We start from the raw sequence: 21857 nt of genomic DNA on the forward strand, positions 1-21857 counted from the left end.
AGAACTTGATTTTTGTAAGACGGCCGGAAGCACCGCTTCCGGCCGTCTTCTTAAATATCCAGGAATATAACGCTGGCAATTTTATCGACTGCAAATTGAAATTCAAAATTGGCTGTGATATGGTGTAAATGAAAAATTTTGATTTGCGCCAGCGGAGAAATAAGATAGGATGCTGCATATGGATAAAACGGAACTTCTGGAGCTGATCACAAAATTCAATACAAAAGATGAACAGTTTACCGTAAGCACTGAAACGACCAGCTGGAAAGCACATCGGGAGGCAGAAACCCTGACTGACCCAGCCCTTTTCCCGCTTCTCCAGGAAATTATTGAAGAACATGGCGGCAAGAAAAAAGACCAGCGCGAGATACGAGATGCTGCTTATTTCATCTTTGGGCGTCTGATGCAGGCGGCTTTTGATGAGCGTTCATGCGCCTTTTTTCTGCAGCGGCTGGGTGTGGAAACCGATCAATATGTGCTCTGCTCCATGTTAGACCGCGTGTATGATTGGTGGAGACCAGCAGGAAAAACAATTCCTGTCAGTCTGGATATTTCGAACATTCTCACATTGGCAAAAGATGATCGCAATACAGTACGATACAGTGCTATCCGTGCTTTAGGAGCCTGTCCAAGGGAAGAAAGCAGAAATCTGTTGCTTTATTATCTCCGCCAAGAGGATGAGAAAGCGTATCAATATGAGATTTACTATGCGAGTATTGCTATGCAGGGTATCGGTGAGCCAGCGGACATTCCTTTCCTGAAACGATTTCTCAAAAGCCGCCGTCCGGACATAAAAATGACAGCCCAATATGCCATCCAGTTTATTCAAGAGCGAAATTGCCGCTAAAAAGCAGGTTCCAGTTTTAAGCCTGCTCTCCATAAAGGGTGCCCGCTCGGTCGTTTCGGCAAAAAATCTGAAAAGTGGAGAAGTAACAAAACCAAGGGAAAAAGGGAGATATCATCTCCCTCCTTGACAAAATTCGACAAACCGTTTACTATAAAAAGGCAAACAAACAGTATAGTAAACTTTCTGCCGAAGGAGACCCACCTTATGGAGTTGAATCGCGCGGTAGCTGACAATATCAAACGCATCCGCAAAAGCAAAAAGCTCAGCATGGAGCGGCTGGCGGAGCAGTCCGGCGTGTCCCGCAGCATGCTGGGCCAGATCGAACGGGGAGAGGCCAACCCCTCGGTGGCCATTCTTGGCAAGCTGGCGGCGGCGCTGAAGGTCCCGGCTCAGGTGCTGATGGAAAACGACGATTTTGAGGCTCTGACCCTTTACCGGGAGGTAGACACCAAGCCCCAGCAGCTGGACGCTGGAAAAGTGGTCCTGCGGCCCAATTTCTTCTACGACGATGTGACCCGGCTGGAGAGTTTTTTCTTAGACCTGTACATCAGCGCCCACTACGCGCCGGAGCCAAGCGTACCTGGCTGTGTGTGCTATGCCACTGTGCTCTCCGGTTCCGTCAGCCTGCAGACGGAGGGAAAGACCTTCCGTCTCATTGAGCGGGACGCTCTGCGGCTGGCGGCGGACCTGCCCTACCAGTTTGAGAACATGACCAACTCTACGGCACGGCTGCTGCTGGTCTACCAATACCTGAAGTGAGGAAGCGTTGATATGATAGTGATCCGTACCGCCTCGCTGTCTGATCTGGCTGCCGTTGCGGCTGTGGAAGCCGCCTGCTTCCCTGCCGCAGAGGCCGCCTCGGAGAGAGATTTTGCCCGGCGGCTGGCAGTCTATCCCAACCACTTCTGGCTGCTGGAGAAGGACGGTGTGCTGGTCAGCTTCATCAACGGCTTGGTCACTGACGAGCCGCTGCTGCGGGATGAGATGTACAGTGACGCAGACCTGCACGACGAGAACGGCGCATGGCAGATGATCTTCGGCGTCAATACCTTGCCCCAGTACCGCCGCCGGGGCTATGCCGCCCAGGTGATGCGGCGAGTCCTTGCCGACGCCTGGGCACAGGGTCGGAAGGGCTGTGTCCTCACCTGCAAGGACAAGCTGATCCACTATTACGAGACCTTTGGATTTCACAGCGAGGGCGTATCCCAGTCGGTCCACGGCGGCGTAGTCTGGTATGATATGCGGCTGACATTTTAAATCCGCCTGAAGGTGGGGAGAGGTGCGATCATGGCGAAAAATGGAGATCGAAAAGATCTGGCGGGAGGCTTGGGGATTTTGGCTGCGGCCATGTACCTGTGTCTCAAGGGACTGAAAAAGGTAGACGAACATCTCCGTCAAAAGAAAAAATGACTGAAAAGAAGCGTCCGGCATTTGCCGGACGCTTCTTTTCAGTCATTTCAAAAACCGCTTGACCCGCCGGGACAGTACCGCCGCCAACGCCAGCTTGCACAGGTCCGGGAGGATGAAGGGCGTCACACATAGGCCCAGGGCCTTGGACAGGTCCATTGGGCCGGAGGTGTACACCTTCAAAAACCAGACGGTGCCAAAGGCGTAGCACACCGCCAGCCCCAGCACACAGGCGGCGATGGCCACCGGCAGGGAGCTGCCCAGCTTGGCCGTCAGCAGCCAGAAGAGCAGGGCGGTGCCTATGAAGCCGAGGATGTAGCCGCCGGAGGCTGCCAGCAGCGCGGCGGGGCCGCCCCTGAAACCGGAAAAGACCGGCAGCCCCACCATGCCCAGCAGCAGATATACGATGACCGCATAGGTGCCGCGCCGTCCGCCCAAAGTCAGCAGGGCGGTGAAGATGGCGAAGGTTTGTAGCGTGAAGGCAACCGGTGTGATCGGCGTGACGGGAATGGAGATCCAGGCGCACACTGCCATCAAAACGGCGAACAGCGCGATATAGGCCATGTCCAGTGTCCGGAACCGGGACGCGGTTTTGGATTCAGCGGTCATAAAACATTCCTCCTATGTGGTACTTTTCAAAGCTTACCACATAAGGATATAATTGTCAACCTTTAAAAAATATTTAGTTAACAACTATTTCAGCGCGCTGAGACCTGAAAAAGAAGGAGGGATTTTACCCCTCCTTCCATATGCACATGTCAGCTTTGTTTCCGCAGCTCCCGGATCTTAGCCTGGATGGACTTCAGGTCCTCAAAGGTCTCCGGCCGCTTGTTCACGTCCCGCAGCAGGGCGGCGGGATGGTAGATGGCGGTTATCTGCACGCCGCCCCGCTCAAACCACTGTCCGTGCTCGGCGGTGATCTTGAAGTCTTCCTTAATGATGACCTTGGCGGCGATGCGGCCCAGGCATACGATGATCTTGGGCCGCAGCAGGGCCGTCTGCCGCCGGAGCCAGCCGATGCAGGCCTCCTGCTCCGTGTTCAGGGGGTCCCGGTTCTGGGGCGGGCGGCATTTCACGATGTTGGCGATATAGACCTGTGTGCGGTCCAGGCCGATCATCTCCAGCATGTCGTCCAGCAATTGCCCGGCCCTGCCCACGAAGGGGATGCCCTGCTCGTCCTCGTGCTGCCCAGGGCCTTCGCCGATCATCAGAATGTCTGCCGTTTCCGCACCGTCGCCGAATACCACATGCGTCCTGGTCTCCGCCAGCCCGCAGCCCCGGCAGGACAAGCATTCCCGCTTTAACGCTTCCCAAGTATCGCTCATAGCGCGCCTCCTCTGTTTATGAATGGCCGCTGGCAAAAGGTCACGCCTCTGGCGCTGCTTCTGCCCTGAAAAGCCGTATTGCTCCTTGTGTAGTATACCATGAAAAAACTTCCTGCGCAATGGAGGGATAGATGCCCAGGCCCTGGAACATACTGCCGTATGGAAGGAAGGTGGGGACCATGGCCGGCTGGCTCTGGTATTTCTGGATATACAGCTTTCTGGGCTGCGGCCTGGAGAAGGCCTTCGCCTTGGCGACTCATGCGGAGCATCAGGTGCGGAGATGCTTTCTGATGCTGCCCCTGTGTCCAGTGTACGGCCTGGGGATGGTGGCGGTGCTGGCTCTGCCGGAGGCGGTCCAGCGGAGCGGCTGGCTGCTCCTGTGGGGCGGTCTGGCGGCAACAGCGGTGGAATACGCCGTCCACTGGGCCTATGAAGCCGTTCTGGGCGTGCGGTTTTGGGATTATTCCCATGTCCCCGGCAACCTGCGGGGGCGGGTGTGTCTGCCCTTTACCCTGGTCTGGGGTCTGCTGACGGCCCTGGCGGTATGGCTGGTGCAGCCGCCGCTGGCTGCGCTGGCGGCCCGCATCCCGCCGGGCGTCACCTATGCCGCGCTGCTGGTGTTTACGGCGGACGCACTATGCTCCGCGAAAGCGTTAGCGGCGCTAGGGACCATAGACAAGAGACAGACGATATAGCCGGCGGCTATATCGCCTGTTTTCCTGTTAAACCACTTGAAAGAGATAAAATTTCAAATAATTGGTCTCATCCACGCCCCAGAGGATGGATAACCAAGGGGTGCGCCTTGCGGCGCAGGTTCCTACAGGAAGGCCCGTGTCGCCCTCCTTTTCATTATCTGCAGAGGATACCACGGCAGTCAAGGACAGCGCCCAGGCGGCAACGGGATAGCCGCCAGGGCTTGCCACCTGCAGGTGGCGCTTCGCGTCCTTGACAAGCCGTAGTGCGCAGGAAGCATCTTTGAAAAGGAGGACAACACGATGCTAAGCGCAAACGTCAGCAAAGAGACCAGAAAGGCCGTATACAAGCGGGACCATTACCGGTGCGCCCTGTGCGATTCCCCCCGGGCAATCCAGATACACCACGTCATAAAGCGGTCCCAGGGGGGGAACAACGAGCCGGAAAACCTCATCACGCTATGCATGTACTGCCACGGGGTCATACACGGAACCAGGTGGCCGGATATGCCGGAATGGATGGACCAAGAAGAGCTGAACCAGGCGGCGGTGGAGTACGTCGCGGACTATTACGCGGGGTCCTGGTGGCCCTGGACAAAGGACTTTATGGAAATGAAAGCCAGGGCCGCGGGGGAAGAAAGGGAAGAGGGGCACTAAGCCCCTCACCCTGGCAAAAATGGAGAAAGTGGAAAAACGATAGTAAAATGACACAAAATATGGTAGATAGATAGTATGGGCACCACCAAATGTAGGGCGGAAGTAGAACAAACGTTCTATAAGTAGATACCCCCCGGGGGTATCGGGAAGGAGAAGAAGATGGACACGAGATGGTCAGATGCAGCGTACAAAGTAGCCGTAGAGGCGGGGCAGGATGAATACCTCAAGCGGCGGCGGTGGGCAAGCGGGCATGAGTGGGACGCGGAGAACATGCGCACGGAATCCACACGCTTTACAAAAAGACAGGACGAAGAACTTCGACAGTGCTGCAAAGAGGCACGCGTCACCAGATACACCCTCATCAACTACATGCTGCGTACGTGGATGGCCGCGTGGAAAAACCACCAGGGCGGCGGCGGTCACTGATACGGGCGGCCGCTCGGGGGGCCGCGGCTGTGGGCCCGCCGCCCGAAAGGCGGCGGCTCCCTCCGCCCTGGCCCCCGTCGCTGGGCCGCTTGCCCTGTGCTCGCCCCCACTGCGGGGGCTCCGCCAGGGCTAAAAAGGTATGGCCCTAATCAATTTTGGGCCCATCCGCCGCCCCTAGCGTCCGCCACTGCCTTGCGGGGGACGGCGCGGCGGCCGCGTTTCGGCGGCGGTCCCAAAATGGATTGTCGGGCCACCCCAAACCGGTTAGGGGCACCCCCCCCGCCATGTACCACACCGGCAGGGGCCGCGGCAAGGCTGAAATGCACGGCCGCAAGCGGCCGGCCTTGCCCCGTCCACGCCGGTGCGGCCATAACACCCCGCGGGCCGTGGTCGGCCCGCTGTGGTGGCGGGGCCCCCCCGCCCCATAAGAGCCGGTTTGGGGCCCCCTTTTGGGGGGGCCGCGGCCCTTTGGCCGCGGAGGGACCAAAGCCCCCCAAAAGATACCGCTGCGGCGGGCTTTCCCCCCTTCCCCCTGGCCCCCTCCCCCTCCGGGGGCGGGGGAAAAACGACGGAGTTAAACCACCTGAAAGAGATAAAATTTCAAATAATTGGTCTCATCCACGCCCCAGAGGATGGGGTGGTCGCAGCTCTGCTGGCGGGCTTCGATCTGGCGGAGCTGAACGCCGGCGTCTCTGGCGGCGTCGTGGAGCATGGCTGTGAATTTCTCCTCCGTGGCGAAGTGGGAGCAGGAGCAGGTGGCCAGGTATCCGCCCCGGGGCAGCAGGCGCATGGCCCGGTAGTTGATCTCCTTGTAGCCAGTGATGGCGTTGGCCACCGTTTTTCGGGATTTTGTGAAAGCAGGTGGGTCCAGGATGATGAAGTCATATATTTGGGGTTGCCTTTCCAGTTCCGGCAGAAGGTCGAACACATTGGCCGCCACGCACTCCACCACGTCTTCCAGGCCGTTCCGGGCGGCGTTGGCCCGGGCCATCTCCACAGCGGATTCCGAAATGTCCACGGCGGTGACGTGTTTGGCCCCGCCCATGGCCGCGTTCAGGGCGAAGGAGCCGGTATGGGTAAAGCAGTCCAGCACCGTTTTGCCCCGGGCCAGCCGGGCCACCGCCTGACGGTTGTACTTCTGATCCAGGAAAAAGCCGGTCTTTTGCCCATTCTCCACATCCACCAGATAGCGCACGCCGTTCTCCACGATCTCCGTGATGGGGCTGTCCGGCGTCTCCTCGCCGGGCAGGGGGAACCAGCTCCTGTACTGGGACAGGCCCTCCTTTTCCCGCAGGGCCGCGTCGTTCCGCTCAAACACGCCCCGGATGGTTTGGCCGTCCTCCCGCAGAAGGCGGACCAGAGCGGGCAGCAGCCGGCCCTTGATACGCTCCATGCCCACGGACAGCACCTGGACGCTGAGCAGGTCGTGGAACTTGTCCACCGTCAGGCCGGGGAAGGCGTCTGCCTCTCCGAAGATGATCCGGCAGCAGTCCAGATCAGCGGGGGACATCACGCTCTTCCGGTACTCCCAGGCCCATCGCAGCTTCCGCTCCCAAAAGACGTCGTCAAACCGGTCGTTGGCGTTTCGGGAGATAAGCCGCACTCGGATCTTGGAGTGCTCTGACAGAAATCCGGTGCCAAGATATCGTTCCTTTTTACTTATGATATCTACCAATTCACCGTTTTCCGCCGTGCCCTCCACGGCCAGGATCTCTGCGTCATAGACCCAGGGATGGCCCCGCAGGATGGCGGCCTCCGCCTTTGGAGTCACGGTGAACCGGGGATAGCCACGCTCCGCTTTCATATCATGCTTCCTCCTGTGAGCTCCGGACGGCTGAGACGCGGCCATCCGGGGCCTCCTGTATTTTTCCAGAGTCTATGAAAAGGATCAGTCGGATCCTTTTCGATTTCAACTGCGATGACTATATCACACTTTCACGGGAAATGCCATAGGATAAACAAAAGGAGGGATTGCGTATGCCTATCATTTATCTCAGCCCCAGCACTCAAGACTGGAACCAATATGTCACTGGAAGCGGGTCGGAAGAATACAATATGAATCTGCTGGCGGACGCTTTGATACCCTATCTGGTGTCCAACGGCATCCGATATAAGCGCAACCGGCCGGATATGACCGCCGCTTCCTCCATTCGGGAGGCCAACGCCGGCGACTATGACTTTTACCTGGCCCTGCATTCCAACGCCGCCCCGGAGGGCCGGTATGGTGAAGAGCGGGGCATCATTGCCTTTTACTATCCCGGCAGCGCCCAGGGTCAGCGGGCGGCGGAGCTGATCGCGGAGGAGCTGCGAAAGATATACCCCCTGCCGGATAAGGTCACCACCCGCTCCACTACTACGCTGGGGGAGGTACGCCGCTCTCGGGCGCCGGCGGTGCTGGTGGAGATCGGCTATCACGACAACTATGCCGACGCCGTCTGGCTGGAGGGCCACTGGGATGCCATCGCCCAGCAGCTGGCCCGCGCCCTGACCAGCCTTTTCGGCCTGCCCTTCATCTATCCTATGGACCCAGTCCCCGGTGTCGTGCGCCTCAATTACGGCACGCTGAACCTCCGGGCCGCCCCGTCTTCCGCCGGTGTGGTGCTGGCTCACATGCCCAACGGCGCCGCCGTGACCATCCTGGGCGAGTGGCAGGGCTGGTATGTGATCCGATACGGAGAGGAAGTGGGCTACGCGGCGGCGGCGTATGTGGACGAGGCGTGAAAAGCGGCGGCTGGGGCGGGGAACGGATAGGCAGTCTTCCCGCTCTGGTGTTTTTTCATAAAAGCGCCGGTATTTTTTACGCACTTTGACTTGACACCCGTCCAGTAAACGATTAAACTAAATAAGGATTACTATCGGCTCGCAGCAGGGGTGCCGGCCGGTCGTCCGATATCAAGCTACTTTGATATAACAGCGAACCAATACCGAAATGTTTAGGAGGAAAAATCGTGATACAGGCTGTCATCACCGGCGTCGTGGCGCTGGTCGTGGGCTTGGCGGTTGGCTTCCCACTCGGTATTCGCTATCGGAAAAATGTCTCCGAGAAGGAAATCTCAAGCGCTGAGGAAGAAGGAAAGCGCATTGTCAACGAGGCCATCAAGAGTGCCGAGAGCAAGAAAAAAGAAGCCCTTTTGGAAGCCAAAGAAGAGATTTTGAAAAACCGCAGCGAATACGAGAGGGAGGAAAAATCCCGCAGAGCCGACCTGCAGCGGCAGGAAAACCGCTTGCAGCAAAAAGAGGAAAATCTGGACCGCAAGACCGAGGCCATCGAGAAAAAAGAAGAATCTCTGGCCCAGAAACACGCGGCTATCGACAAGGAAACGGAAGAGATCAAGGTCATCAAGCGCAGCCAGACCGAGATGCTGGAGCGCATTTCCGGATTTACCGCCGAGGAGGCGAAGCAGTACCTCATCGACCAGGTGGAGTCCGAGGTGACCCACGAGACCGCCCTCAAGATCAAAGAGGTCGAGTCCCGCATGAAAGAGGAGTGCGAAGCCCGGGCGCGGGAAGTGGTGGCGCAGGCCATCCAGCGCTGTGCAGCCGACTCCGTGGCCGAACTGACCGTCAGTGTGGTTCCCCTGCCCAATGACGAGATGAAGGGCCGCATCATTGGCCGTGAGGGCCGTAACATCCGCACCATCGAGACGCTGACCGGTGTGGACCTGATCATCGACGATACGCCGGAGGCCATCACCGTCTCCTGCTTTGAGCCGGTGCGGCGGGAGATCGCCCGGCTGGCTCTGGAAAAGCTGATCGCCGATGGCCGCATCCATCCGACCCACATCGAAGAAATGGTGGAAAAGGCCCGCCGGGAGGTGGAGGCCACCATCAAGGCCGAGGGAGAGCGGGTGGTGTTCGAGTGCGGCATCCGCAACCTGCACCCCGAGCTGGTGAAGATGCTGGGACGCCTGCACTACCGCACCAGTTACGGCCAGAATGTTTTGCAGCACTCCGTGGAGGTGTCCCACATCGCCGGCATGATGGCCGCTGAGCTGGGAGCCGACGTCATGGCCGCAAAGCGGGCCGGCCTGCTCCACGATCTGGGCAAATCCATCGACCATGAGATGGAGGGGACCCATGTGGCGCTGGGCGTGGAATTCGCCCGGAAGTACAAGGAGCGGGAGGACATCATCCACGCCATCGAGGCCCACCACAATGATGTGGAGCCCCGTACCATCGTCGCCTGCCTGGTCCAGGCCGCGGACGCTATTTCCGCTGCCCGTCCCGGTGCTCGCCGTGAGAATCTGGAGAACTACATCAAACGTCTGGAGCAGCTGGAGACCATCACCGGCACCTATCCCGGCGTGGATAAGGCCTATGCCATCCAGGCCGGCCGCGAGGTCCGGGTCATGGTGAGGCCCGAGCAGGTCAGCGAGGACCAGATGGTCATTCTGGCCCGGGACCTGGCCAAGAAGATCGAGGAAGAGATGGAGTATCCCGGCCAGATCAAGGTCCATGTCCTGCGCGAGACCAAGGTCGTGGAATACGCAAAATAAGCGAGCATCCCCCGGAGGAATCCGGGGGACGTTTTTCTTGCTGTGATTTTGTTACCCGCAGTGGACAGCGAACTCAAAAACAGTATAGCAGATCTTAATTGATCGGACAGTTTCATTTGGGGCGGTCGTGTCCCGCTGCCAGAGGGACAAAAAGCCCCGCAGGCTGTGCCTACGGGGCTTTTATGTATCCCTTTTAGATTAGTCCTCGGGGACGATGGCGCCATTGGGGCAGGTGTCGCTGCAGGAACCGCAGTCCAGGCAGGCGGCAGCATCGATGACGTACTGGTCATCACCCTGGCTGATAGCACCGGCGGGGCAAGCGTCCGCGCAGGAGCCGCAGCTCACGCAGGCAGAAGTGATCTTGTAGGCCATGGGAAGCACCTCCATAAGATTTGTGATTCCTATTTTAGCATACAATTCCGAAAATGCAAGAGGAAGCTGGTTAAAAACCTAACATATTTTTGGGGAAAACTCGTAAAAACCGTGTGGAAAAGTGGTTTGCAGCAACTAACTCCATGCGATTTGTTCTGTTCATAATTTGTTTTCAAATTGGTCAAAGAAAGTCAAAAATAACCTATTGACATTTGCGTGGAGAGTGGTATACTAACGCCAGAAAGTCAAAGAAAGTCAAAGTCAAACAAAAAACTTTGCGGGAAAGGAATGATCGCCAAGTGGGTATTTCTGATCTGATCGCAAGCTTCCTGCAGGACAGCCTGGAGACGGCGGAAAACGGTGTGTTGGAGGTCCAGCGCAGCGATCTGGCCCAGCGCTTCAACTGCGTGCCCAGCCAGATTAACTATGTGATGAGCACCCGGTTTTCTCCAGAACATGGATACATCGTGGAGAGCCGTCGGGGCGGCAACGGATACATCCGCATCACCCGAGTCCATATGGACCGGCAGACGCTGATGATGCACGTCATCAACTCCTTGGGCGGCGAGGTGGACCTGCCGTCGGCCAGGGCTATCCTCAGCAATCTGGTGCAGTCCGGGGCGCTGGAGGAGGCCGTGGGCCAGGCGCTGCTGACTGCCGTGGGCGACAAGGCTCTGGGGGCCGTGCCGCGGGAGCTGCGGGACAGCGTCCGGGCGGATATCATGAAGCAGGTTTTGATCCTTCGGGCTTGAGGGATACCTGTGCGAGATTTGTCAACAAATAAAATATACAGTCATATAGGAGGAATCAATTATGAAGTGCGAACATTGTGGTAAGAATGAAGTGACCTTTGTTTATCAAAGCAATATCAACGGCAAGGTGGAGGAAAAGCATCTTTGCAGCGAGTGTGCCGAAAAGCTGGGCTACACCCAGCGCCTCGCGGCCCAGAACCAGCGGATGATGCAGAACTTCTTCGGCGGCAGCCTCTTCGGCAGCAGCTTTTTCGACGATTTCTTCACGCCCATGCCCAGTTTGATGGGCCGGATGCTGGAGGACCCCTTTGATGATTTCTTCGCCGATATGCCCGCCCTGAGCGCGGCGCCTGCCCAGAAGGAGGAACAGGAGCCCCAGAAGCAGGACACGCTGGTGGGGCAGGAGGAGCAGAGCTGGTTCGCCTATCAGCGGCAGATGAACGCGCTGAAGCTGGAGATGAAGAAGGCCGTCCACCAGGAGAATTTCGAGCGGGCCGCTGAGCTGCGGGATCAGATCAGGTCCCTGGAGGCCCAGCACAAGGAAAGCAAGTAAATCAGGGATTTCCCAAGAAAGGGAGGCAAAAGAATATGAATGAAAACAAATTTACCCCCAGGGCGGAAGAGGCCCTGCGGCTGAGCCAGGAGGCGGCGGGAGATCTGGGCCACGGCTACGTGGGCACCGAGCACCTGCTGCTGGGCCTGGTCCGGGAGGAAGAGGGGCTGGCCCATGAGGTCCTCACCGAGGCGGGCCTTACCGACGAGCTGATCGTGTCTATCATCAAAAAGAGTGTGGGCGTGGGTCTGCCCGGCAGCAACCCCGCCCAGGGCCTGACCCCACGAGCCAAGCGGGTCGTGGAGATCGCCATGGAGGACTCCATCCGGGGCGGCTATAACTATGTAGGCACCGAGCACCTGCTGGCGGGATTATTGCGAGAGGGCAACAATATGGCGGTCCGCATCCTGCGGACCGCCGGCGTGGACGCCCGGCACCTGTATACCGCCCTGATGCAGAAGCTGAGTGATACGCCTCGGGGCAAGGCCAGCCAGGCCAGGACCGCGGCGGCAGCCGCCCGGGAGGACAGCGGCAAGAACAAGACTCTGAAGGAATTCACCCGGGACCTGACCGCCGACGCCCGGGCAGGCAAGCTGGACCCGGTCATCGGCCGGGACGGGGAGATCCAGCGGGTCATCCAGATCCTGTCCCGCCGCACCAAGAACAATCCCTGCCTCATCGGCGAGCCGGGCGTGGGCAAAACCGCCATCGCCGAGGGCCTGGCCCGAAAGATCGTCATGGGCGATGTGCCGGACGAGCTGCTGGACAAGAAGATCCTGTCTTTGGACCTCAGCGGCATGGTGGCCGGAACCAAGTACCGGGGCGAGTTTGAAGAGCGCATCAAGAAAGCCCTGGAAGAGGTCAAGAAGTCCGGCGACGTCATCCTTTTCATCGACGAGCTGCATACCATCGTAGGCGCCGGCTCCGCCGAGGGCGCTGTGGACGCCGCCAATATCATCAAGCCTGCCCTGGGCCGGGGTGAGATCCGTGTTGTGGGCGCCACCACGCTGAACGAGTACCGGAAATATATCGAAAAGGACGCCGCCTTGGAGCGCCGGTTCCAGCCGGTGCAGGTAGGCGAGCCCAGCCAGGAGGCCAGCCTGGAGATCCTGCGGGGGCTGCGGGAGAAGTATGAGCAGCACCATAAGCTGCAGATCACCGACGAGGCGCTGGAGGCCGCCGTCAGCCTGTCCGCCCGGTATATCAACGACCGCTTCCTGCCGGACAAGGCCATCGACCTGATGGATGAGGCGGCCTCCCGTGTCCGCATGGAGACGGAGGAGCTGTCCCCGGAGCTGAAGAGCTTGGAGGAGAAGATCGCCGCCCTGACTCATGACAAGGAGGCGGCCATTGCCAAGCAGGACTATGAGACCGCGGCCCAGCTGCGGGACATTGAGAAGAATTACCAGGATCAGGTGGAGATCGAGCGTGACAAGCGCCGGAAGAACAATGCCCAGCACCGGCCGGTGAACGCCGAGGACATCGCCGCCGTGGTGTCCGGTTGGACAGGCATCCCCGTGACCCGCCTGACGGAGGACGAAGGCCAGCGGCTGCTGCACATGGAGGACAGCCTGCACGAGCGGGTCGTGGGCCAGGATGAGGCTGTGAAGGCTGTGGCCCGGGCCATCCGCCGGGGCCGTGTGGGACTGAAGGACCCCAAGCGGCCCATTGGCTCCTTCCTGTTCCTGGGTCCCACTGGCGTGGGCAAGACCGAGCTTTGCAAATCCCTGGCGGAGGCCATGTTCGGCGATGAGAATGCTATGGTCCGCATCGACATGTCTGAATACATGGAGCGGCACACGGTATCCCGTCTCATTGGTTCCCCTCCGGGCTATGTGGGCCACGACGAGGGCGGACAGCTGACGGAGAAAGTCCGCCGCAAGCCCTATTCCGTGGTGCTGTTCGACGAGATCGAGAAGGCCCACGAGGACGTGTGGAACGTGCTGCTGCAGATCCTGGACGACGGCCGCATCACCGATTCCCAAGGCCGTACCGTGGACTTCAAGAACACGGTCATCGTCATGACCAGCAACATCGGCGCCAAGAGCCTGACTGCCGCTGGGGCCAAGCTGGGCTTCTCTGCCCAGGCGCGGGACGCGGACCCCGACGCGGAGCAGAAGTTCCAGCAGGCCAAGGAGACCGTGATGGCGGAGCTGCGCCAGACTTTCCGTCCCGAGTTCCTGAACCGCATCGACGATATCATCGTTTTCCGCGCCCTGACGGAGGCGGATATCCAGGAAGTGGCCCGCCGGATGCTGAAGACCGTTTCCGCCCGGATGGAGACCATGGGCATCCACCTGGACGCCAGCGACGAGGCTGTGGCGGAGCTGGCCAAGGAGGGCTTCGACCCCAAATACGGCGCCCGTCCCCTGCGCCGGGCCATCCAGAGCAAGGTGGAGGACGCCGTGGCGGAGAAGATGCTGGACGGCACTCTGACCGCGGGAGACACCGCCAGGCTGACGGTGGAGGATCACAGACTCTGCGTGACGAAATAAACGAAACGCCCCTGCCGGAACTTCCGGCAGGGGCGCTTGCTGTCATGAGGACTGTAGTTCGCTGCCAAGGCGCACATAGACCCAATATTCCGCCTCTCCGCCGTTGGCATACCAGCGGACCAGCAGGAGGTCCGGCTGGTCCGGGTCGGCCAGCACCAGCTCCCTGCATTGGCGGGTATTGCTGCCAAGCTCGGAGGTGGGGACCGCATCATGACCGTCGAACACGGCGTTTCCCACCGGGACGAAGCCTGACGGGAGCCGGTCGGTGACGGCGCTGTATGGAACGCTGTCATACCGGGCCTGGTCCTCCGGCGCGACCTCCGCGGTGTAGTGGAGATAGGCGGCGTCGTTCAAGAAAATGTAGAGCCGGTCCTGATACCGCAGCAGATCGGTTCCCCGGAGCGGCTCCGTCACATAGCGAACATAGGCTTGATAGTATTCCCGGGTCCGTTGGTCATAGCACCATTGGTAGACATAGACCCATTCCGGATGGTCCGGACTGGTGTAGTAGGGGCAGGGATCGGAATAGCCCTCCAGCTTCACATCCCCGGCCAGGGTGAAGCCCTCCGGGCATTCCAGGGAGTGCTCAAAATAGCCGGACTCAAGATAGGTCACGCCGTCCACCACCACGCTGGGGGCACCATCGCAGCCGGGAGCGGCGCTGCCGGGACCCTTAGGCCAGACCGCGATCAGCGCCAGTGCCAGGCAGGCCGCCAGTCCCGCTGCCCAGCGGCGGATATGGCGGTGTTTCACCGGGGCGGCGGGAGACGCTTCACGGATGAAGTCATCCCGGATGCCGCTTACCGCATATAAAAGCTGTTCTCCGTTCATATGGCGAAGCCCTCCTTTTCCAGGCGGTCCCGGAGCTGCCGGCGCAGGCGGAACAGCACTGAGGCCACGGCGCTCTCTCCCATGCTGTGCCGGGCGGCGATGTCTTTGACGGAGCAGAGATACCAGTACCGCTGGACGAAGAGGACCCGCTTTTGCCGGGGAAGCTCCGCCAGAAAGCGGTCCAGGCACTCCGTCAGGGCCTTGGCGTCCAGTGTTCCCTCTACGGTGGACGATGACGGGACGCAGCCCTCCAGCTCCGCCAGGGCCAGCGCTGTCTGGCCCTGGCCCCGCTTTTGGGCGTTGGAGCGCTTCCAGCGGTCCAGGGACAGGTTGCGGGCGATCTTGCCCAAAAAGGTATCCAGCCGTTCAGGGCGGTGGGGCGGCATGGCGTCCCACGCCCGGAGCCAGGTGTCGTTGACGCACTCCTCCGCGTCCTCCCGGGCGGCGAGGATGCGGAGGGCGATCTCCAAACAGTAGCCGCCGTATTTGGCGGCGCTTTCCGTGATGGCCAGTTCCTCCCTGGCCCAGTAGAGAGCGACGATCTGATGGTCCTCCATGGCGCTCACCTCCTTCTGCCTGTATACACGAAAAAAATCACGGGATATTGCAGATATGATATCACACTTCCCGAAAATTGGGAAAGCTTGATTTGTTCATATTTTTGCGGTATCATAAAATAGACAGGAAATAGACAGAAAGGAGCATTTTGATATGCCGTTTGAATTTCACTTCGGCAACGGCGCTGGCTTTGGCGGCTTCGGTCCCGGAGGAGGCGCCGAGGGGGGAAACTTTACGCCGCCCCAGAGGCCAAAGCGGGCCAGAAAACCCCGCAAGGCCATCGGCAACGCCTTCACCCGCACTCTCATCAACCTGGCAGTGACGCTGGCGGTGGGCCTGGTGTATTTTTACCTGGAGCTGCCGGCACTGAACTTCCATGCCGAGGAATTCTATGTGTTCGCTTTCTTATTGTGCGTGGTGTACTGCATATGCGCTATGGTGACCTCCGGTTTCCAGGGAGAGGGCGTCAGGGGCTATGTAGGCTTTGTGAAAAAGCAGTGCGCCATTCCCGGACTGGTGCTGGTGGGGCTGCTGGCTGCCATCGCTCTTGGCTCCATCAGTTCCTGGGTCGTGCTGCGGGCGGGGGCGTACAGCAAGCTGCTGACCATCCAGAGCGGGGATTTCACGGCGGAGATCCAGGAGGTCAACTATGGCCAGATCCCCATGCTGGATGCCGACTCCGCCGCCCAGCTGGGCAGCCGGAAACTGGGTGAGCTCAGCGATATGGTATCCCAGTTTGAGATCCTGCCCAGCTATACCCAGATCAATTACCAGGGGCGCCCTGTCCGGGTGACCTCCCTGGCCTACGGCGACATCATCAAGTGGTTCACCAACCGTTCCAAGGGCCTGCCGGCTTACCTGATCATCGACATGGTGACCCAGGAGGTGGAGGTGGTCCGCCTGGGGGAGGGCATGAAATACACTACCGCCGAGCATTTTGGACGGAACCTCTACCGCCACCTGCGGTTCCGTTATCCCACCATGATGTTCGACGAGCCGGTGTTTGAGATCGACGAGGAGGGCATACCCTATTGGGTCTGCTCCCGCATCGTCAAGACCATCGGCCTCTTTGGCGGCACGGATGTCAAGGGCGCGGTGCTGGTGAACGCCATCACCGGCGAGAGCGAATATCACCAGGAGGTCCCCAACTGGGTGGATCGGGTGTACTCCTACGACATCATCATGCAGCAGTACGACTACTACGGCATGTATCATAACGGCTTTTTGAATTCCATCTTCGGGCAGAAGGACGTGACGCTGACCACCGACGGCTGGAACTATATCGCCATTGACGACGACGTGTATATGTACACCGGTGTTACCTCCGTGACCAGCGACCAGTCCAACATCGGCTTCATCCTCTCCAATCAGCGGACCAAGGAGACCCATTACTATCCCTGTGCCGGAGCGACGGAAAGCTCCGCTCAAGCGTCCGCCGCCAGCCAGGTCCAGCAGATGCGCTATAAAGCCACCTTCCCGCTGCTGCTGAATATCGCCAATCAGCCCACCTATTTCATGGCCCTGAAAGGCGAGGACGGTCTGGTGAAGATGTACGCCATGGTCAACGTCCAGCAGTACCAGCTGGTGGAGACCGGGCAGACAGTGGCGGACTGCGAGATATCTTACCGTCAGGCCCTGGCCCGCGCGGGTCTGATCGGCGCAGGCGAGTCCAGCGTGGACGTGGTGGGGGAGACCCAAGTGGAGAACGGCACCGTGGCGGAGATCCGCAGCGCGGTGCTGGACGGCAACACCCACTACTACGTCCGTATGGAGCACGGCCTGGCGTATCTGGACTTCAACGCCGCCGAGCTGCCCCGGGCAGTGCTGCTGAACAAGGGGGACCAGATCTGGTACCGCTATGCCGCAGACAGCGCCGGATTGACGGAGCACACCATCACGCAGGTCCGCTCCTTCTGGTTCGACGGCGAACAGGAGGGCGTGGAGATCGGCGACTGGCAGAGTTGAGACGGTGCGTGAAGGCATATCATAAAGGGGAAAATCGGCCGGCAGGTGTTCTGCCCTTTGTCCGCTAAGGGTATTATCGGCGTAGCTCAGGAATTTCTTCCCTTCGCCTGTAATAATAGGACCCAAGTTTTCCGCTGGGGACAGCAAAAGAGACGGCAGCGCCGTCTCTTTTCCCTCACTTTCGCAGGAACACCACGCCCAGTGTGTTGTTGCCGCTGTGGCTGAAAATGGTGCAGCCCGCCTTGGCCTCGATGACCTCGTCAAACCGCGCCCGCACCGCGTCCCGCACGATGCCCGCCAGGGCGTCGTCGGGGCAGGTGTCCACCAGGATGGCCCGGCGGGAGTCGATGTCCGTCCGGTCCGCCAGCCGCTCCCGGATGTAGTCCGCCACCACCTTTTCGATGGAACCGCGGTACTTCTTAGTCACAGACATCTTGCCGTCGATGACCTCGATGCAGGGGTGCAGCTTCAGCAGGTTGGCCCCCAAGGCCGTCACGGCGGAGCAGCGGCCCCCTTTTTTCATGTAGTCCAGCCTGTCCAGCACAAAGCTCATCTCCACTCTGGGTGCCATGTCCTCCAGCATGGCGAGGATCTCCGGAACAGACTTTCCCGCCTCGGCGGCCTCAGCGGCGGCCAGCACCAGCAGGCCGTGTCCCACGGACAGATTGGCGGAATCCGCCACGTAAACGCCGGGGACTTCCTCCGCCGCCAGACGGGCGTTCTGGTGACAGCTGGAAAAGCCGGGGCCTATATTCAGGTGGATGACCGCGTCATATTTCCTGCTTTCCGCCCGGAACAGGGTCTCATAGTCCGCAATGTTGACGGCGTTGGTGGTGGTGATGTCCCCGCCGGCGTCCACATAGGCGGCAATGTCCGCCGGACGGATGTTCACACCGTCCTGATAGAGCCTGTCGCCTTTGACGATGCCCAGGGGGATGACGGTGATGTTATGCTGCTCCAGCAGCCACGCCGGCAGATCGCAGGTGCTGTCGGTGGTGATCTTGATCATATGCGCACTCCTTCCAGCCGCTGTGGGCTGTGTGTTGATTTTTTATGCAGGACCGGAGGCATTATAGCATAGTACTTTTGAAAAAGCACCCCCAAATTGCTGGAAGCGCCTGTTAAATTATGTTAAGAAATTGCCGATAAAAGCAGGACGGGCGGACCGGCAGGCGGTTTTTCGCCTGCCAAGGCAAAAAGCGGCTGTTCCGGACAGCCGCTTTTTGCTCACAGTTTTACGATGCGGGCCTGCAGTTCCGCTGCGTCGGCTTCATCATGGGTCACCAGCAGCACCGGCTTTTCCAGTCCGGCGCGGCGGACACAGCCCATGGATCCAGCCCGGTTCTCCGCGTCCAGGCCGGTGAAAGGCTCGTCCAGGGCCAGTGCGTCCGAGGGCGCCAGCAGCGCCCGGGCCAGCGCCAGGCGGCGTTTCATGCCGCCGGAGAAGTCCCGGACGATCTTGCCGCCCACGTCTCCCAGGCCCAGCTCCGCCAGCAGGGCGCAGGCCGCGTCCTCGTCCAGAGCCGGTCCCAGGACGAAACGCAGATTGCCCAAGGCGTCCAGCTGCTCCAGCAGCCGGTCCTCCTGAAACACAGCGGCCCAGCGGCAGCCCTTCGGCTGAACGATCCGGCCACTGTCGGGGCGCTCCAGTCCCAGCAGCAGCCGCAGCAGGGTCGTCTTGCCCGCTCCGGAGGGGGCCATGACGCAGGTGATGCCGGGCCCGGCGGTGAAGGACAGACGGTCCAGGACCGTCACGCCGTGATACGCTTTGCACAGGTCTTTGATCCGGATCTCCATGCCCTCACCGCCTTTCGCCGCCCGCCGCCCGGACCGCGCCGTCCACCAGGGACAGGAATGCTTTTTCGAAAACCGCGGACACCGCCACGATCACCGCTGTCCAGGCGAAGAGGTCCGGGGTCTGGTAATAGACCTTGGCGGTGTACAGCCGCTCGCCGATGGTCCCGGCAGGCAGGCCGATGACCTCCGCCGCCACGCCGGCCTTCCAGCAGAGGCCCAGCCCCAAGGAGCAGGCCGCCCGAAAATAGGGCAGCACCTGAGGCAGCCAGATGCCCCGCAGCTGCCGGCGGAAAGGGACCCGAAATACCCGGGCCATTTCCAGCAGTCTGCCGTCCACGGCGGCGATGCCCGTCAGCACATTCAAATAGACTGGCGGAAACACCATCAGCGCCGCGATGAACAGGGACAGGTCCCGGCTGTCCAGCCACACCAGAGCCAGGATGATGAAGGACACCACCGGCACCGCCTTCACTGCCGCTACCAGCGGGGCCAGCAGCTCCCGAACAGCCTGCCAGCGGGCTGCCAGAGAAGCCAAAGCCGTTGCCAGAGCGCAGGAGAGCAGAAAGCCGCCGAAGATCCGCAGGGCAGAGCCGCTCACCGCCCGCCAAAAAGCGGCAGTGCAGGCCAGTTCCCCCAGCCGCAGCAGTGCGGAGACCGGGGACGCCAGCAGCAGTCCGCCGTGGGGATAGGCCGCTGACAGGGCCATGCTGGCCCCCTGCCATACCAGGAGCCAGAAAAGCACCGCCCAGGGGCGGATCTGCGGCTTGTTCATGGATGGAACCACCTTCCTGAAATGAGGAATTAGGAATTTTCCCTTAGCTGCCCGCATATGACAGCTCCTTTGAGGAAAGCGCGCTGGAAACATGGGGCTGGCGAAGCCAGCAATTCCTAATTTCGAACTCCTAATTCCTAATTTCTATGTCACACGCTGTAATAAAAGTCGCCTCCCGGCAGTTTGCCTCCCACGGAGGCGGGGTCCGCCTCGAAAAGGACCTGGAGATAGCCGGAGAGCTTTTCCCGCATCTCTTCCCCAGCGATGCAGACGATGTTGCAGTAGGGCAGGGCCTTCTCCGCCACGGCGGCATCCACGATGCCGTATTCCCCGATCAGTTGGGCAGCGCCGGCGGTGTTCTCGTGGACCCACGCCACGGAGGCTTCATAGTCCTCCAGGAAGCAGTCCACAGGGCCGCCCTTGTCCCAGGAGGGAGCCACGCCGTTCAGCCAGGTCTCTAACATGGCATCGCTCTCCTCCAGAACTGCCTTCCGGGCCACCACCACGCCGGTGATGAGGCCGGAGCCGTTGTCCAGAGCGTCCCACTCGGCGTTCAGGTCAATGGCCATCCGCAGGCCGTCGATCTTGGACTGGGCCACGGTGACGAAGGGCTGGGGCAGCAGGGCCACTGTGGCCGCGCCGGAGGCCAGGGCCGCCACACACTCGCTGTGCTCGCTCTTCCAGTCGATGGTCACATCTTTATCCGGGTCCACGCCGTTTTCCGCCAGCAGATACCGCAGAGCGTATTCCGGGGTGCTGCCCTTGCCGGCGGCCACGATGGTCTTGCCCTTCAGGTCCGCCATGGACTGGACGGCGCTGCCGTTCTCCACGATGTAGAGCACGCCCAGGGTGTTCACTGCCAGGACCACGATTTCTCCCTCCGTCTTGTTGTACAGCACGGAGGCCAGGTTGGCGGGTACGCAGGCCATATCCAGCTCGCCCTTGATCAGCAGAGGCGTCACCTCATCGGCGGAGGCCGCCAGCGTGAATGCATAGTCGTTATTGGAGACAGGCTCGCCTCCATCCACATCGCTCATCAGCTTCACCAGTCCCATAGCCGTCGGCCCTTTCAGAGCGGAAGCCCGCAGCGTCATCCGCTCCATGGGTCCCACGGGAGCTACCTGAGGTTCCTCCTTCTGCCCGCCGCACCCGGCCAGGGACAGTGCCAGCACCAGTGCCAGTACCAGCGCCATGTACTTTTTGAACAGCTTCATTTTCGTTTCCTCTTTTCATTTGGGCTGATTTTCATTCCTGCTTCCTGAACCACAGCTCCTAATTGGCTGAAAATTTTCAATTTTCAACCGGCGCATATACCGTCTTGGCCGTGATCCCCGGCAGACGCCCGATCCTGCCCGACAGGGCGGAGATCGCGTCCTGGGGCGCGTCTATGGCCACGCTGATAAGGTTGACCCCCCGTTCCCGATAGGGGACCCCCATCCGGCTGATGATATAGCGCCCATACTGGTGCAGCAGCTCATTCAGCGCTGTTACGGAGGCATCGCTTTTGACGATGATGGCCAGCACGGCGACCCGTGTCTCCATATCAATATCCCCCTTCTTCCGGAAAATAAAACGTCTCCCCGCCATTCAGCGAGGGAGACGCACACAGCATAGTAAGACACGGAATCCCCGTGTCGGCCTCTCCAGCTTCCGGTCCGGCAAGCGCCTCACCGTCAGAATGGCAGAATATTATGTGACGTCCGCCGGTCAGGCGCCGTGAGGCGGCTTTCCAGGAACAGGATGATTATACAGCAGTTGGGAGCTTCTGTCAATCAAGAGCGCGGGCCGTCTCCATTGGAGATGTTCCTTTGGCAGGCTGTCCATTTTTTGTGGGAACTGTAGGATTACAATACATATTAGACAGTTGAATAAAAAAGGATGAAGGATAAAGCCTCATCGGTTAAAGTTGAGT

General features: G+C 60.0%; 23 protein-coding genes. 12 read left to right on the forward strand and 11 right to left on the reverse strand.

The window, feature by feature from the left end; all coding sequences use genetic code 11:
* The first annotated feature begins 178 nt into the window (after positions 1 to 178).
* The 3 genes from Q0Z69_RS10080 (at position 179) to Q0Z69_RS10090 (ending at position 2104) form a co-directional block, all read left to right on the forward strand.
* A complete protein-coding gene (locus tag Q0Z69_RS10080) occupies positions 179 to 847 on the forward strand; it encodes a HEAT repeat domain-containing protein (protein WP_298032879.1) in 669 nt (222 codons plus the stop codon).
* 204 nt (positions 848 to 1051) lie between these two features.
* Positions 1052 to 1606, forward strand: coding sequence for a helix-turn-helix transcriptional regulator (locus Q0Z69_RS10085; protein WP_298032882.1), 555 nt, complete (start codon positions 1052 to 1054; stop codon positions 1604 to 1606).
* A 15-nt stretch (positions 1607 to 1621) separates the two neighbouring features.
* Positions 1622 to 2104 (forward strand): GNAT family N-acetyltransferase, encoded by a 483-nt coding sequence (locus Q0Z69_RS10090; RefSeq protein ID WP_298032942.1) that lies wholly within the window; start codon positions 1622 to 1624, stop codon positions 2102 to 2104.
* A gap of 195 nt (positions 2105 to 2299) precedes the next feature.
* On the opposite strand, the gene Q0Z69_RS10095 is transcribed toward Q0Z69_RS10090, so the two are convergent.
* Together Q0Z69_RS10095 and Q0Z69_RS10100 are read right to left on the reverse strand one after the other, a co-directional pair.
* The gene (locus Q0Z69_RS10095) at positions 2300 to 2863 is read right to left on the reverse strand and encodes a biotin transporter BioY (RefSeq protein ID WP_298032885.1); all 564 of its coding nucleotides are present in this window, start codon (positions 2861 to 2863) and stop codon (positions 2300 to 2302) included.
* Between the two features lie 149 nt (positions 2864 to 3012).
* Complete coding sequence (locus Q0Z69_RS10100) at positions 3013 to 3579, reverse strand: uracil-DNA glycosylase family protein (RefSeq protein WP_298032887.1); 567 nt, start codon at positions 3577 to 3579, stop codon at positions 3013 to 3015.
* A gap of 179 nt (positions 3580 to 3758) precedes the next feature.
* Between Q0Z69_RS10100 and Q0Z69_RS10105 the strand changes: the two genes are divergently transcribed.
* From Q0Z69_RS10105 to Q0Z69_RS10115, 3 genes are all read left to right on the forward strand, one after another.
* Positions 3759 to 4274 (forward strand): putative ABC transporter permease, encoded by a 516-nt coding sequence (locus tag Q0Z69_RS10105; RefSeq protein WP_298032890.1) that lies wholly within the window; start codon positions 3759 to 3761, stop codon positions 4272 to 4274.
* Between the two features lie 300 nt (positions 4275 to 4574).
* Positions 4575 to 4928, forward strand: coding sequence for an HNH endonuclease (locus tag Q0Z69_RS10110; protein ID WP_298032893.1), 354 nt, complete (start codon positions 4575 to 4577; stop codon positions 4926 to 4928).
* A gap of 159 nt (positions 4929 to 5087) precedes the next feature.
* Positions 5088 to 5354 carry a hypothetical protein gene (locus Q0Z69_RS10115; RefSeq protein WP_298032896.1) on the forward strand — a complete coding sequence of 89 codons (267 nt, stop codon included), beginning with the start codon at positions 5088 to 5090 and terminating at the stop codon, positions 5352 to 5354.
* A 574-nt stretch (positions 5355 to 5928) separates the two neighbouring features.
* Here Q0Z69_RS10115 and Q0Z69_RS10120 read toward each other — a convergent pair.
* Positions 5929 to 7158 carry a class I SAM-dependent rRNA methyltransferase gene (locus tag Q0Z69_RS10120; RefSeq protein WP_298032899.1) on the reverse strand — a complete coding sequence of 410 codons (1230 nt, stop codon included), beginning with the start codon at positions 7156 to 7158 and terminating at the stop codon, positions 5929 to 5931.
* 173 nt (positions 7159 to 7331) lie between these two features.
* Between Q0Z69_RS10120 and Q0Z69_RS10125 the strand changes: the two genes are divergently transcribed.
* Positions 7332 to 8075 carry an N-acetylmuramoyl-L-alanine amidase gene (locus tag Q0Z69_RS10125; RefSeq protein WP_298032902.1) on the forward strand — a complete coding sequence of 248 codons (744 nt, stop codon included), beginning with the start codon at positions 7332 to 7334 and terminating at the stop codon, positions 8073 to 8075.
* A 227-nt stretch (positions 8076 to 8302) separates the two neighbouring features.
* Complete coding sequence (rny, locus tag Q0Z69_RS10130; protein WP_298032904.1) at positions 8303 to 9850, forward strand: ribonuclease Y; 1548 nt, start codon at positions 8303 to 8305, stop codon at positions 9848 to 9850.
* A gap of 198 nt (positions 9851 to 10048) precedes the next feature.
* Here rny and Q0Z69_RS10135 read toward each other — a convergent pair whose 3' ends face one another.
* A complete protein-coding gene (locus Q0Z69_RS10135) occupies positions 10049 to 10222 on the reverse strand; it encodes a DUF362 domain-containing protein (protein ID WP_235228717.1) in 174 nt (57 codons plus the stop codon).
* Positions 10223 to 10521: 299 nt separating this feature from the next.
* On the opposite strand from Q0Z69_RS10135, the gene Q0Z69_RS10140 reads away from it, so the two are divergent.
* The 3 genes from Q0Z69_RS10140 to Q0Z69_RS10150 all read left to right on the forward strand — a co-directional run bounded on the left by Q0Z69_RS10140 (position 10522) and on the right by Q0Z69_RS10150 (position 14022).
* Complete coding sequence (locus Q0Z69_RS10140; RefSeq protein WP_298032909.1) at positions 10522 to 10974, forward strand: CtsR family transcriptional regulator; 453 nt, start codon at positions 10522 to 10524, stop codon at positions 10972 to 10974.
* A 61-nt stretch (positions 10975 to 11035) separates the two neighbouring features.
* Complete coding sequence (locus Q0Z69_RS10145) at positions 11036 to 11527, forward strand: UvrB/UvrC motif-containing protein (RefSeq protein WP_298032910.1); 492 nt, start codon at positions 11036 to 11038, stop codon at positions 11525 to 11527.
* A 35-nt stretch (positions 11528 to 11562) separates the two neighbouring features.
* Complete coding sequence (locus tag Q0Z69_RS10150; protein ID WP_298032912.1) at positions 11563 to 14022, forward strand: ATP-dependent Clp protease ATP-binding subunit; 2460 nt, start codon at positions 11563 to 11565, stop codon at positions 14020 to 14022.
* A gap of 42 nt (positions 14023 to 14064) precedes the next feature.
* Here Q0Z69_RS10150 and Q0Z69_RS10155 read toward each other — a convergent pair whose 3' ends face one another.
* Together Q0Z69_RS10155 and Q0Z69_RS10160 are read right to left on the reverse strand one after the other, a co-directional pair.
* On the reverse strand, positions 14065 to 14853 hold the full coding sequence (locus Q0Z69_RS10155; protein ID WP_298032915.1) for a hypothetical protein: 789 nt from the start codon (positions 14851 to 14853) through the stop codon (positions 14065 to 14067).
* Positions 14850 to 15410, reverse strand: coding sequence for an RNA polymerase sigma factor (locus Q0Z69_RS10160; protein ID WP_298032917.1), 561 nt, complete (start codon positions 15408 to 15410; stop codon positions 14850 to 14852). Before Q0Z69_RS10160 ends, Q0Z69_RS10155 begins: the two co-directional genes overlap by 4 nt.
* A gap of 154 nt (positions 15411 to 15564) precedes the next feature.
* Between Q0Z69_RS10160 and Q0Z69_RS10165 the strand changes: the two genes are divergently transcribed.
* Positions 15565 to 17376 carry a CvpA family protein gene (locus tag Q0Z69_RS10165; protein ID WP_298032920.1) on the forward strand — a complete coding sequence of 604 codons (1812 nt, stop codon included), beginning with the start codon at positions 15565 to 15567 and terminating at the stop codon, positions 17374 to 17376.
* Between the two features lie 175 nt (positions 17377 to 17551).
* Here Q0Z69_RS10165 and Q0Z69_RS10170 read toward each other — a convergent pair whose 3' ends face one another.
* From Q0Z69_RS10170 to Q0Z69_RS10190, 5 genes are all read right to left on the reverse strand, one after another.
* Positions 17552 to 18385: a DegV family protein gene (locus tag Q0Z69_RS10170; protein WP_298032923.1), complete on the reverse strand. Its 834-nt coding sequence runs from the start codon at positions 18383 to 18385 to the stop codon at positions 17552 to 17554.
* Between the two features lie 218 nt (positions 18386 to 18603).
* Complete coding sequence (locus Q0Z69_RS10175) at positions 18604 to 19173, reverse strand: ATP-binding cassette domain-containing protein (protein WP_298032926.1); 570 nt, start codon at positions 19171 to 19173, stop codon at positions 18604 to 18606.
* 4 nt (positions 19174 to 19177) lie between these two features.
* Positions 19178 to 19945 (reverse strand): ABC transporter permease, encoded by a 768-nt coding sequence (locus tag Q0Z69_RS10180; RefSeq protein WP_298032929.1) that lies wholly within the window; start codon positions 19943 to 19945, stop codon positions 19178 to 19180.
* 149 nt (positions 19946 to 20094) lie between these two features.
* Complete coding sequence (locus Q0Z69_RS10185) at positions 20095 to 21159, reverse strand: ABC transporter substrate-binding protein (protein WP_298032932.1); 1065 nt, start codon at positions 21157 to 21159, stop codon at positions 20095 to 20097.
* A gap of 76 nt (positions 21160 to 21235) precedes the next feature.
* On the reverse strand, positions 21236 to 21487 hold the full coding sequence (locus Q0Z69_RS10190; RefSeq protein ID WP_298032935.1) for a TM1266 family iron-only hydrogenase system putative regulator: 252 nt from the start codon (positions 21485 to 21487) through the stop codon (positions 21236 to 21238).
* Positions 21488 to 21857 lie beyond the last annotated feature (370 nt).

This window comes from uncultured Dysosmobacter sp. (assembly GCF_947631165.1).
GTDB lineage: Bacteria > Bacillota > Clostridia > Oscillospirales > Oscillospiraceae > Oscillibacter.